8 protein-coding genes are annotated in these 12,977 nt (G+C 47.6%); 3 read left to right on the top strand and 5 right to left on the bottom strand.

Annotated features, from left to right (window positions below; genetic code table 11):
- Window positions 1–245: 245 nt before the first annotated feature.
- Genes E3J62_00420 through E3J62_00405 form a run of 4 tightly spaced genes read right to left on the bottom strand, consistent with a single transcriptional unit; the run spans window position 246 to window position 4,982 of the window.
- Entirely contained in the window at window positions 246–2,204 is a 1,959-nt protein-coding gene (locus E3J62_00420; GenBank protein TET47770.1) for an ATP-binding cassette domain-containing protein, read from the bottom strand.
- Window positions 2,201–3,229, bottom strand: coding sequence for an HlyD family efflux transporter periplasmic adaptor subunit (locus tag E3J62_00415; GenBank protein TET47769.1), 1,029 nt, complete (start codon window positions 3,227–3,229; stop codon window positions 2,201–2,203). The genes E3J62_00420 and E3J62_00415 overlap by 4 nt, the downstream gene beginning before the upstream one ends.
- A complete protein-coding gene (locus E3J62_00410) occupies window positions 3,226–4,503 on the bottom strand; it encodes a TolC family protein (protein ID TET47768.1) in 1,278 nt (425 codons plus the stop codon). Before E3J62_00410 ends, E3J62_00415 begins: the two co-directional genes overlap by 4 nt.
- Before the next feature lie 8 nt (window positions 4,504–4,511).
- Window positions 4,512–4,982 (bottom strand): MarR family transcriptional regulator, encoded by a 471-nt coding sequence (locus tag E3J62_00405; GenBank protein TET47767.1) that lies wholly within the window; start codon window positions 4,980–4,982, stop codon window positions 4,512–4,514.
- 342 nt (window positions 4,983–5,324) lie between these two features.
- On the opposite strand from E3J62_00405, the gene E3J62_00400 reads away from it, so the two are divergent.
- The 3 genes from E3J62_00400 (at window position 5,325) to E3J62_00390 (ending at window position 11,392) form a co-directional block, all read left to right on the top strand.
- Entirely contained in the window at window positions 5,325–6,110 is a 786-nt protein-coding gene (locus E3J62_00400; protein ID TET47766.1) for a hypothetical protein, read from the top strand.
- Between the two features lie 27 nt (window positions 6,111–6,137).
- Window positions 6,138–8,690, top strand: coding sequence for a hypothetical protein (locus E3J62_00395; GenBank protein TET47765.1), 2,553 nt, complete (start codon window positions 6,138–6,140; stop codon window positions 8,688–8,690).
- 287 nt (window positions 8,691–8,977) lie between these two features.
- The gene (locus E3J62_00390) at window positions 8,978–11,392 is read left to right on the top strand and encodes a tetratricopeptide repeat protein (protein ID TET47764.1); all 2,415 of its coding nucleotides are present in this window, start codon (window positions 8,978–8,980) and stop codon (window positions 11,390–11,392) included.
- A 416-nt stretch (window positions 11,393–11,808) separates the two neighbouring features.
- Here E3J62_00390 and E3J62_00385 read toward each other — a convergent pair whose 3' ends face one another.
- Window positions 11,809–12,318 carry a hypothetical protein gene (locus E3J62_00385; GenBank protein TET47763.1) on the bottom strand — a complete coding sequence of 170 codons (510 nt, stop codon included), beginning with the start codon at window positions 12,316–12,318 and terminating at the stop codon, window positions 11,809–11,811.
- Between the last annotated feature and the right edge of the window lie 659 nt (window positions 12,319–12,977).

The raw sequence follows: 12,977 nt of genomic DNA, 5'->3' as shown, positions 1-12,977 counted from the left end.
CGCAATGACAACTCTCTTCCCGGTAGGGAGGAGGCCGGAATTTGGAAATTTGCAGCTTGGCCCTCGACTCCGTGGTTCGACTAAACTCCCCTCGATTTCTCTCGGGACAGGCAGCACTTCACTCCCTTCGACCATCGCTCAGGACAGGCCCCGTGTATCTCGCTTCGCGAGAAACGGGGCAGGCAGGATCCTCGACATTTTGATTTTTTAGTTGTTTGCCCTTGCAACAGCATGGACAAATCCAGTTATTCGTACCGTAGCGCTTCGATGGGTCTGAGCGAAGCTGCTCTCCTCGCCGGATAAAGGCCAAAGAACAAACCAATTACAACAGCAAAGGTGAAAGATAGCAGGACGGCGTTGGGAGACACTGATGTTGGCCAGCCTCCAATTCTGCTCATAAATCTCGAGAATACTATTCCTAAGAGTATTCCCAGAGCTCCCCCTGTCAGGCTTAACATCACTGCTTCAATCAGGAACTGACCGAGTATGTCTCTCCGCTGACCTCCAAGAGCTTTTCTTATACCAATCTCCCGCGTTCTTTCTGTGACCGACACAAGCATGATGTTCATTATGCCGATACCACCGACAATAAGGCTGACAGTTGCGATACCTGCCAGAAGCAGGGTAAACGTTTTGCTCGTTTCCTGAACAGTGGAGAGATACTCCGCTTGAGACCTGATATGAAAATCATCAGGGGCACCGGGTTGTATCTTGTGTCTTCTTCTTAATATCTGAGTTATCTCTTCTTCTGCCTTCTTCATCAAGTTCCTGGAAGAAACCTCGACATCTATCCAGCCCAAGTAGTCAACGCCAAACAGTCTCTTTTGACCTGTGGACAAGGGAATGTAGACTATATCGTCCTCATCCCGCCATCCAAATCCTCCTTTGGACCGCATGATTCCTATGACCTGGAAATTGACTCTATTTATCTTGATGTACTCGCCTAGAGGGTCTTTTTCTTCAAAAAGTTCTCTGACCACTGTTTGGCCGAGAACAGCTACACGCCTCTTTTGAGTTTCGTCCTCCTTTGAGAAGAATATGCCCTTTTCAACAGGAGAATTTCTGATTGAGGGATAGTTTTCTGTTGTCGAATGAATACGGGTCCTAACATTATTGTTACGATACACAACTTGAGCAGAGCGGGTCAGATTAGGGGCAACTTGAGCCACAGCAGGAGCTTCGTCATTCAATGCATGAGCATCTTCAGCCACCAGACTCACCACTGACCCTCTTTCATACCTCACGTGTCTTTCTCTGGCCGCACCAGGCTGAACAAAAAGAAGGTTTGCACCAAGGCTCTCTATCCTTTCAGTTATCTGGTCTCTCGCTCCTTGTCCAAGTGATATCATCGCTATCACGCAAGCCACACCGACAATCATCCCAAGCATGGTGAGAAAAGAACGGAGTCTGGTTGCAAGAATGGAAGAAACGGCCATAGAAAGGCTTTCCTTCCATTCTCCAGGATTGAATCTTCGCCTTCCTGGTCTTCTTTCAGGTTCTTTTTCCTTTGCCGGTTCTTTAGGTCTTTGACCATTTTTCCTTTCGTCTTCGACGACTTTGCCGTCGATCATTTTCACTATTCTCTTTGCCCGGGCCGCAATGAAGTCTTCATGTGTCACAAGTACTATCGTTTTTCCTTTGTCGTTCAGTTCCTCAAGAATTGAGATAATCTCCTCCCCTGAAGCCGAATCCAGGTTGCCTGTGGGCTCATCTGCGAGAATTATGGAAGGATCATTCACCAGAGCTCTTGCAATGGCCACGCGTTGCTGCTCTCCACCAGACAGCTCGGCCGGCCTGTGAAGAGCCCTGTCCTCAAGACCGACTATTTCAAGAGCGCCTAGGGCCGTCTTCTTCCTCAATCTACTACGGCCTGCATAAACAAGAGGAAGCTCCACGTTCTTGAGCGCGCTCTGTCTGGGAAGAAGATTGAAACTCTGAAAAACGAAACCCAGTTTCTGGTTTCTGATATTTGCCAGCTCCCGTTCAGCCATCCCTTGGACAGGTATCCCATCCAGGCGGTATTCACCACTGGTGGGTATGTCAAGACAACCGATTACATTGAGCAAGGTCGACTTACCGCTTCCGGAAGGCCCCATAATAGCAACAAAATCACCGTCTTCAATTTCGAGGGAGACTCCGTTTAACGCCGGGACCTCAACTTTTCCCATCCAGTATTTCTTATGAATTCCTTTGAGTTCTATCAACGTCCGCGTCCCTTTGATTTTGACATTTGTCTCATTCTGTAAAGTGCTCGCATGGCTTCAGACCTTTGCATGCCCGCGGCCTTGCCCATTGATCCCATGGCAAGAACACTGTCACCTTCGGAGAGTCCAGATTTGATTTCGATCATCTTCCCATCTGTAGCACCGGTCTCGATTTTGTGCGGACGCGGGTGCCCACCAGCAAGCATCACCATCTTGTCCATGCCCTCCTGGTGAACCACGCCCACCGGTAAGACTATCACGTCTTTGAGGTCGTGGATTAGAAACTGGACGTTGGCAGTCATCCCAGACGACCAGGTCGAAGGAATTGATGCGGCATTGACCTGTACATCGTAGATAACTACATTGGAGATTGTTCTACCCTCCTGAGATATTTTCACCACCTTGCCCGCTCTCTTCTCCATCGGGAACGCATCAAGGGTTATTGTCGCTCTCTGGTCCACATGTATTTTAGCTATGTCCGTCTCGTCAACTTCAACACTGGCCACCAGCCTATCGGATAAAACGAACAGAATGTCGTTCGAGCTGACATTTTGTCCCGGCTGGCACGATCGTTTTATGACTCGCGCTCTCAGTGGTGAGGTCATGGGTATAGGGAGGTAGGCTTTCATCGCCATTTGCCTGGCCTGTTTCGCTCGTTCAATGGCCTCCTTGTCCCCGGCTGCCTTTGCCTCCTGCATCATAGAGTTGGCAGCATCGAGCAACGAAATCCTGTCTTCTCCGGAGACGAGAGCAAGGATACGGCCTTTCCATACACGATCACCTTCATCGACTAAGACTTTTTCCAGCCTCCCTTTCTGTGGGGAACGCACTACCACTCTGGTAAAAGGCTGTATCGTGCCAGTTGCCAGTACTTTGACCTCTATGTTACCTCTTTCTGCGGTGATGACTGTCGTCTCGGCAAACCCTTGCTCGGGTCTCTTTCTCAGTTTCAAAAGAAAAAAGACGGTGGCAGCTATCACCGCGATGACAGCTATGAAGATGATGACCTTAGTGCGTCTTTTCATTCTTCCCCCTTGAGTTCAGCCGACAACGATTTGCCTATCGCTCTCTCCAGCTCGGCTGTGCTTACAAAGAGATTGTATGAGGCGTTCACTCTTTCATATTCCGCTCTGGTGAGCGAGAGTTCTCGCTGTTGAAAACTGAAATAACTTGCCCTTCCTTGTTGGTACTGAAGCCTATTAAGATTATATATTTCAGTCGCTGCGGTCAGACTCTTTTCCGCAACCTCCATCCTCTTTTTAGCCAGCAGCCAATCAGAGTAGGCTTTCTCGATGTTCTCTTCAACACTTTGTCTTGTTTCTTCATACTGTGCCAACTGTCGCCTCAATGATACTCTGCTCTGGAAGTAATCTGCTGGGGTTCTCAGCCCGTCGAAAAGGGGTAGGCTGGCGTTGACTCCCGCACTCCAGCTGTTATCATCGGCAAGGAACCGATCGCCGCTGCGGTTGAAGGAGGCATTAAGTCTGAAAGTTGGAAAGAAGCCGCCTTTGGATTGTGACTGATACGCTCTCTGCAACTTCACCCGAGACGCCTCCCTCGCCATCTCAGGTCTGTGACGGAGCCCCATTGCCACCACTTCACTTCTCGAAGGAAAATCGGGAAGATGCTCTGTCGTTCTCACTTCCAGCAGTGCTTCTCGTGGTTTTCCCATAGACAGGTTGAGCCGAAGTTTTGCCAGTCTCAATCTTTCGTCGGCAGCCAGTTTGTCGTATTCAGCCTGTGAGAAATTGGCTTCAGCTTCTGAAACGGCTGCATCGCTCTCAGTTCCTGCCCTATACTTGAGCCTGATAAGAATTAAGTCTTCGTTTCTTCTTTTCAAGACATCGTCCGTAAGTGACAACTGGTCCTGCTCTTTGATGACTGAGTAGAAGATGCCTTTCACGGACTCCACGATCTCGTTTTCTCTCTGCCTCAGATTCTGGACAGCGATCTCCGTCTGCGCTTTCGCGGCGTTGACCACTGCTATGTTTCGTCCACCCTGAAAAAGAATCTGTGAGAAACTGAGTCCACTTGAATAACTCCCGCGGCTTATCCCATTCCCACTTCTCGTATAGGAGCTAGAAGCGTCGAGTCTCGGGAAGTAGGAGGAACGCGAGATCGTGACGCCTATCTCAGCTTCACTCACAGCCTCTCTGTTTCTTATGATAGTGGGGTTGTTCTTGAGAGCGAGTTCGATGCATTCATCAAGGGAAAGAGTGATTCCCGCACAGATGGCACTGGTTGCGGTTAAGATGAGCAGGGCAGTTTGCATCAAAATGGTGAGTCTGAAAAGACGCATTTCTCTTTCTACCTCCGCTGTTTGCTTTCTATAGTAGCTCTCTGCACAGTGTTGTTTACGACCTTGAGCGCTGCCACGAAACGGGATCGCTCTGTCTCATTTAGTCCTTGAAGTATTGAAGCGATCCGACCTACAAAATGTTTACGCCTCGCTGTGAGAATTTTGGTTCCTTTCGGCAAAAGTTCGAGCTTCACAACTCGCCTGTCCTTTTCGTCCCTTTCTCTTCGGATCAAGGCTCTTGACACCAGCTTGTCCACGATTGAGGTCGCAGTTGGCCTGGTAACTGAAAGCATCTGGGCAACCTCTCCCATTGTGAAAGGTCCTTTGGCGCCTAGGAGCCACAACACCTTCATTTGTGCGAAGGTGGTGTGGTACGCGACCATCTTTCGCGAAGGATGAGCTCTCAAGCTCCGCATGATCTGAGAGAAGAGTATCTGAACTTCTTCTATCTCTTTGCGCTTAACCTTACCCATACACATTCCTTTAATGAAACTGACAGCTGACGGTTTGTTTATTCGTATAACCTTCGGTTATGTTAGCGAATCTAATAGTTAGGACGTCTAATCTACTGAAAGGTTCCAAAGTTGTCAAGCGAAAATGAGAAGAAGCTGTCAGCTTGATGCACCTGTACGCTTGCCAAATAGGGGCCTGCCCTCCGAACCTGCGCCCACACCGAATGTCAACTTAGCTTTGACCTTGACAGAGTGGCATTAAGGGATTATAAGATGAGAGCAGGGACACTAACAGAGGCAGGTTAGCGAAGTTCAGTAGCCTAGCGAATGTCTCGTGGTTTGCAGTGGGCTCCGGAATAGGAGGAATAGATGGTCAAAAGATCAATATTTGGTTTGATCTATCTTGGGGGATCTTGGTGGTATTTGCACGAACGAAAAGAGGGTGATTGGATAACACATGAGAACAAGTCAGGAAGAAAGAAGTCATTTATCAAGGAAGCCATAGAGGGTCTTCTACAGCATCTTAAGGAATACGACATGTTCGTCACCTGCAGGGCTGCGGAGGAGCTGGGTGAATTTCTGAAGAAGACAAAGGATAGGGGAGGTGCGCCAAGGCTGACCAAAGATGAAGCCAATGAATTAGGAGGCATTATGTCGGCACTTGACAAGACCTTCCAAGCCGAAGCGAAAGGAATACATTCTTTCTTCACAACCGACAAACGGATTTCTGTAGACAAACTAACTACCAAACATGAAGCACTCTTTCCTCAAGGAGTCTTCAATGAACTCCCGGAAATCGCCAAGCATGATGTGAAGGAAGCAGGAATGTGCATAGCCTTCGAGCGTAGCACTGCTGCCGCCTTTCATATCTTGCGGGCTACAGAGGAGGTTCTAAGGAAGTTCTATTGTCGCGTCGTCAAGCAGAAGAGGGTCAAGACGCTTAATTGGGGGAATATCACAGCCGACTGGGTTAAAAAAAGAAAGAGACCTTCAACAACCACATTTGGGAATCTGGACTACATCCGTGAGAACTTTCGGAATCCCACCATACACCCGGAAGCACGTTATGATATTGAAGGAGCTCAGTCGTTGTTTAACCTATGTACCGACGTGATATCTAAAATGATTAGTGATCCATTGTGGAAGAAAGGATAAAGGACTAATGAACGGAAATTGGAGCGAATGAAAGTCAGCAACGGTAAGGCCTCAAATGCGGCAAATTCAAACCTTGCTCACATAAATCGACAGATACCTCCTGAGGCCCATACTCCTATGTATAACTGGCACAAATTCTGGTCTCGTAAGACGTGGAACGTGATCGCGGAGTACATAAAGGCATACTGCCCAGAAGGCGGGATTGTATTCGACCCATTTGCAGGGAGTGGGGTAACTGCTCTCGAGGCACTCAAAAACAATAGAAAGGCGATAGTCTGTGACATCCTCCCCATCGCAACCGAGATTATTCGATTGACCGTAAAACCCATCTCCTTGATTCGGCTACGTAAGGCATATGAGAGAGTAGAAGACAAAGTCAAAGACAAAATCCTTTCTCTCTACCAGACCAAGTGTCGTAGGTGTGGGAAAGAAATACCCCTGAATTGTGCAATCTGGGAAGGCAGTGAGTGCAAGGAAATTCGTTATGCGAAGTGCCCTTTCTGTGGCGACAGGCAAGCGAAGAATTGCACGCCAGATAGTTCTGACAGACTGATGCTCAGGAAAATGAAGAAAGCAAAGATCCAGGAATGGTACCCGAAGCAAAGACTCTATTATCCAGGTGGACAGCCATTCAAGGAAAAGCAAAAATATGAGTCTATTGACCAACTTTTCACAAAACGCAATCTCCAGGCTCTCGCGTGGCTTATCGACGCAATCGAACAGGAGACAAGTAGAGAGTTGAGGGATTTCCTGAGGATCGCGTTCACTTCTATGGTGCATTTGTGCACTCGAATGTGTCCGATTTCTGAAGCCGGTCATTTTACGCCGTTCAGTTCGGCTTGGACACAGCATAGTTATTGGTATCCTTCAGGGCCGAATATGGAGCAGAATGTGTGGCTGAGATTCCAAAGTTCGATTCTAGGCCACCAAGGGCTGATAAAGGCGAAGGAAGAATCGAATAGATATTTCAAGCCTGTGCGTTTTGCGCGCAGCTACCACGAAGTGCTCAAAGGTGAGGCTGATGTCTTTATATATACAGGTTCGTGTTTTGATTTAATGGGGAAGATATCCAAAGAACCTGGAGGGGACAGCTGCATTGATTACATATTCACAGATCCTCCGTATGGGGGCTCTCTCCAGTTCGGTGAATTGGCTTATCTCTGGGCCTCTTGGTTGAGAAAGGATAAGGGATATTTGGAGAAAATGGTATCAGACGAAGTAGTGGAGAATCAAAGACAAGGCAAGAGTTTTGATGTTTATCATAGCCTGCTTTCCAGAAGTTTCGATGAGATGTACACCCTGCTAAAGCCTGACAGCTATGCGACGGTTACTTTTCATAATCCAACCTTTAAGGTAAGAAACGCAACGATTTATGCTGCTGTCTTTGCTGGTTTTGAATACCAAAAAATCCATCATCAGGAGCTAGCAAGGCCTTCAGCTAAATCTTTGCTACAACCCTTTGGGTCTGCACAAGGCGATTTTTACTTCAGATTCTATAAGGGGTCCGCGGGTGAGAAGCCACTTCCTCCGGAAGAAATTGATGAAAAGCGGTTCGAGAAAATCGTAGTTGAAACCACAATCAAAGTCTTGGCTGAACGAGGGGAAGAGACTCCATATACTATCATAATCAATGCAATTGACCCGCAGTTAGCGAGGCATGGTTATTTCTCGGAGCTAAAATCCGGGCTTGATGTCAAGAGTGTTTTGAAGGCGCACATAGGCAGTGAGTTTGTGCTGGTTCCCGTGGAACTCCGGAAAACGAAGGGACAACTCTGGTGGTTGAGAAATCCTGCAGGTATTCCTCATCTTAAGACGGTTCCACTTTCTGAGCGGATAGAGCAGACTGTTTTGCGAAAAGTCCAGCAAAAGGGGAGGATTACTTTCACTGAAGTTTGGGATGCTGTAAGCACGGAATTCCCAAACGCCCTCACATCAGACAGCATAAGCATCAAGGGTGCTCTCCAGGCCTATGCGAGGCCCACGACAAGGGGGTACTGGTTAATGAGGCAGGATGCTGGCCAAAAAGAGATTGTAAGGGCACATACAGAAATTCTTGCGATTCTGGCAGAGACTGGGAGAAAACTGGGTTATGTGATTTGGATAGGCAAGCCCGAACACCAACACAAAATCACAGTGCCACCCGGCAAACCGAACAAGCTGAAACAGTATGTGGATTTAAAGGACACCCGGAATATTACAAATGCACATAACCATAGTGTAGTTGCCAATATCGACCTGCTGTGGATAAAGGACAACACAATAAGTAAGTCCTTCGAGGTGGAAGCAACAACTATGATGACAGAAGCCCTGAATAGGGGGTCAAATATTGACCGACCTGTTCCCAAGTTCTTGGTCATACCGCATCAAAGGGAGCAGCAACTGCTGAGAAAGCTTAGGTCGCCCATGTTTGCGGAGAGATTCAAGAATGATAATTGGCATCTCCTGTATTTTGAGACTCTCAGAGAAGGTTTTCGGAAAAGGAAGGCTCCTATGAACATTTCGGATATGGTAAACAAGAAGCTAGATAAGAAGTTAAAGACGGATGAGCAGCCTAAGCAACTCAAATTGGAATACACATGAAATCCTGCCTTCTCATTCTGGAGGAATAAAGTGGGAAGGGCACCAGACATATGCCCAACATTTGCGGAGTCTCTATTCATCAATGCCTACGGTTGTTGAATACGCGGGTCTAGATTCGGCAAGGATCCACCATTGGGCCAATTGCCAGAGGAATACGGTTGCTCTGACTTCTTGAGACTCATAAGCTCTTGTGTCCGGGATTCAAGAGTGTTCATAGCAGCCTCAAATGCAAGCATTTAACAAGGTTTCCTGGGGTCGGGCACCGTTGTTTTTCTTGGAGGTCTGAAGTGTACTCCATGGGAGTTCGAGAGTTTACACGGCGCTTCAAGAACGCGATGAACAGGATTGACTGTCGGTTCGCGTTCTTTCTGGGTTCCGGATGCTCAGTATCTTCGGGTATTCCCGCTGCTGGAACACTTGTAAGGAACTGGCTGCCCCGACTGAAGGAAGTGAAGACCGGAAGCCAGAACGACACTGACCAGTGGGTCAGAAAGGCTTTTCCCCAATATCAAAAGGACAGGCCTGCTTTGCTGTATGGAGAAGTGGTAGAAGCCATGTTTTCAAGCCCTCAGGAAAGGCAAATAGAGATAGAACGACTAACTGACGGGATAGACCCTGGCTTTGGATATGCTGTCTTGGCGCAAGTTATGTGCAGTAAGATCTATGGTAGGCACTGTAATGTTGCTCTCACCACCAATTTCGATGACCTGCTAGCTGATGCCCTATATCTCTACACCAACAAAAAACCCCTCGTAATTTATCACGAGTCATTGGTCGGTTTTGCCACGGTCAGTCGGAGCCGGCCCCTTGTAATAAAGTTGCACGGCGATGCCAGACTTGCCCCTCGAAACACAGAGCTCGAAACAATGGAACTGGATGAGGGAACAAAGCGTACACTCAAGAATTTGCTTTCGGAAATGGGCTTGGTCTTCGTTGGTTACGGTGGAAATGACAGAAGCATAGTAAACATACTCGACAGCCTGCCAGGAGATGCGCTGCCCTGGGGTCTTTACTGGATAGGCGAGAGAGTGCCCGATAATGATATGGGAACTTGGCTGAGAAAAAGAGAAGCGAAGTGGGTTAGGCATAAGGATTTCGATGAGCTTATGCTTCTGATATTCAATGAGTTTGGACTGGAACATCCAGAATGGGGGCGATTTAGGAGCCTGCATGACACATATATTGGGACCTTCAAGAGATTGAGCACCGAAGTGGAGGCCAAGCCTGAGACGACAGAGAAGCGAGCGCTCAGGCGAGCGGTACACAACGTGGCTGGATCCTTTCAGCCATGGCTATCGCTCCTGTTTAGGGCAGAAGCCTTGAGCAAAACGGACGTTGAGCAAGCCGACAAAACATATCAAAAAGCGCTCAGGAGATTTCCTGAAAACATCTATCTCTTGGGCAGTTATGCTGTATTCTTGGCGGAGAAGCTCAGAAAGCCCAAGCAAGCAGAACTGTATTTCAAAAAGGCCGTTGAGGTGCAGCCAGACAACGCAGCGAATCTTGCCAACTATGCAGTTTTTCTGCAGAAGGTGGCCAAAGATTTCGATGCTGCGGAACAGATGTACAGGAATGCAATTGAGCTTGACCCGACGCATGCCTATACGCTCAGCAACTACGCAGTTCTCCTAACTAAGGTCTACAAGGACTACGATACAGCCGAGAGATATTTTAAGAAAGCAATTGAACTTGATCCTAGGAATATTGACACCCTGCGCAACTACGCAGGCTTTCTGGTGTATGCTCGGAAGCGATACGATAAGGCAGAGGACTACTTCAATGAAGCTCTTGACCTAGACCCATCGAATGTGGACAGCATGTGCAACTACGCCGTTTTTCTCTGGAATGTCCGAAGGAACTTTGATAAAGCGGAGAAGTATTTCAAGAAAGGCACCCTGATCGAGCCAGACAATATTGCCAATCTCGGTCACTATGCCATTTTCCTTATGAGCGCCCGTAGGAACTATAGGTTGGCCGAGAAGTATTTCGAGGCGGTATTCAAGAAAGATCCGGATAACCCTCGCAGTCACGGTGGCTATGCTATTTTGCTCATGAACATTCGCATGGACTATGACAGGGCCGAGGAGTATTTCGAAAGGGCAGTTGAGCTTGATCCGCATGACCCTGGTAATCTGGGAAACTATGCCGTTTTTCTCACGAACATTCGTGCAAACCATGATGGCGCTCAGCAATACTTGGAGAAGGCATTTGAGCTCGATCCCGACAACGGGAACACTATTGGTATCTATGCCCACTTTCTGGCGAATGTTCGCAACAAACACAAGGAGGCGGAGGAACTTTTCAAAGAGGGGATCAAGGCTGACCCCAATAATGCCTTGAATCTGGCCAATTATGCTGGTTTTTTGCTGGCTAGAGGTAGACATGAAGAAGGAATGAGCATGCTCTATCGAGCACTGGGAACAGCTGTCGATGGTGTACTGTTGCTTGAATGCTTCTTCTACCAGTATGCGCATGATACAGACCCGCATGAGCGAAGACTGGCACTAGATCGTGTCAAAGAACTGACAACCTGTGGAGCTAGGTCTCCTGGTTGGAGCCTCAGGGAGAATGTGAAGAGAGCCACGACAGATGGGCATGAGAACCCAGAGTTTCTGGCAACTCTGGCCCGAGTCATTTCAGCTGAGATAGAATTAGAGGAACTCAAGAGTTTCGAGCTATGGTCCGGAGGCAACCATGCCTAGGCGGGCACCGGCTTTGTCTTCATCAGCATATCTTGAGTTTTTGGCTCGATACAGACCTGGGTGACAATGACTGGGTCGTCGCCACAGAAAACCCTAATCCATATACACAAGCTTTTGAGAGATACTTTTCATTGTCATACAGCGTATAGCATACAGCCTGTTTGTATGTTAGCTGATGACTGACAGCTTGCCTTTTCGTATGGTGTACAGCGATATTGTAGCTTACAGCTCTAAGTTACAATGACGGCACTTTTTTGCGTGTCACCGGGGGCTTGCGGAAACCAATAACGCAACGCCAGCTGGCAGGGGCTAGAAGCAGTTAGGAGCAGGAATCTCCCCTGAGCGGCGAGATTGCTATTCCTTATCGAGCTGCAAGACCTATAGGGTAGAAAAGAACCATTCGCTTTGGCTTCTCTTCAGTTCTGCTTTCGTCCGCTTCTTTTCTCTTTGGTAAAACGAGCAATTTCTGACTTCAACAAAAGGTCAAACGATTTGTCGAAGCTCCCCTCAACGAATGGGACCAGCTTAGGATTCATACCACGTACAGCCATTGCGAAGCAGAATTTTTTCCATGATGGGCTTCCGTCTTCCTTCAAAATGTCCATGGGGTTATCAGCATCTACGTTCCTTCTCACCTCATCTGGCGCCTTTGCTATTTCAGCGGTCAACAGAAGCTGGAATGCCGTATCGCAATCTTCTCCCTTAAATGGCTCAATATCTACCTTGAGCTCCATATCTGCGCATCTTGAAGAGAATTCTTCCCACGGAATCAGTTCACCGATTGTCATCCCTCCTGTTCCTCCTCCGGAGCTGACGACGAATGATACCTTTCCTGAAGCACAATCTATTTCTGTAATCCCAACATCAAAGTTAGCGTCGGGTGTCTTCATATCCTCTATGCTTATATCGTCCCAATTTATTGCCATACTCCACCTCCATAAGAAGTTTCTAAGGCAAAAGCCTTCAAAAACATCGCTCGATTTCTTGTTTGCTCTACATGATTTCCTCCTTTCTAGAGATTGACCCCGGGGGAATTCCCTGTTCAGCAGTAGTCATGGCACTATTGGGAGGGTAGGAAACCTGCAGGTTTCTATGTTTTTCTGGCACGCTGAGACACTCCTCTTCTGAATCATTTGATTTCGGCTACTTCCATACTGAAATTTGTCCCCAAAATGGCGAAAATCCCATTTCGGGATTTTGGTCAAACTAATGAACCGAATGTCGCGTCTCTTCTTTGCTTTTAGGTTTTTACCCTCCCCGAGTTTCTTAGTCTTTTTTATTCCACCGAATTCTACTATGCCAGCCTAGGGAAATAATGTCAGATAATGTCCAGTGAACTCCAAAAATGCCAAAAGAACAGACAATGAGAACCACTACCAGATAATATCCGGAACCTTTCCGTATCTGTTCTGAAGGCCGCTATTGAACTCAGATGCAGTCGAGACCAGCGACGCCATACGCACGAAACATACTCCTATATTTAACCATACTACTCAAGAAATCACCATCTGTCAAGCGGCTCGATTAAGATGTGGTTACTATGTCGAAATGATAGCTTTTATTACTAAGTGAAAATGTTAGTTTT

It is taken from the genome of candidate division TA06 bacterium, from assembly GCA_004376575.1.
GTDB lineage: Bacteria > Hydrothermota > DG-26 > E44-bin18 > E44-bin18 > E44-bin18.
This window is presented reverse-complemented; position numbering and strand designations above follow the sequence as displayed.

Bases quoted from the DNA above. Each gene is read 5' to 3' on its own strand.
- E3J62_00415 (TET47769.1), bottom strand. From the start codon at position 3,229: ATGAAAAGACGCACTAAGGTCATCATCTTCATAGCTGTCATCGCGGTG.
- E3J62_00410 (TET47768.1), bottom strand. From the start codon at position 4,503: ATGCGTCTTTTCAGACTCACCATTTTGATGCAAACTGCCCTGCTCATC.
- E3J62_00405 (TET47767.1), bottom strand. From the start codon at position 4,982: ATGTGTATGGGTAAGGTTAAGCGCAAAGAGATAGAAGAAGTTCAGATA.
- E3J62_00400 (TET47766.1), top strand. From the start codon at position 5,325: ATGGTCAAAAGATCAATATTTGGTTTGATCTATCTTGGGGGATCTTGG.
- E3J62_00395 (TET47765.1), top strand. From the start codon at position 6,138: ATGAAAGTCAGCAACGGTAAGGCCTCAAATGCGGCAAATTCAAACCTT.
- E3J62_00385 (TET47763.1), bottom strand. From the start codon at position 12,318: ATGGCAATAAATTGGGACGATATAAGCATAGAGGATATGAAGACACCC.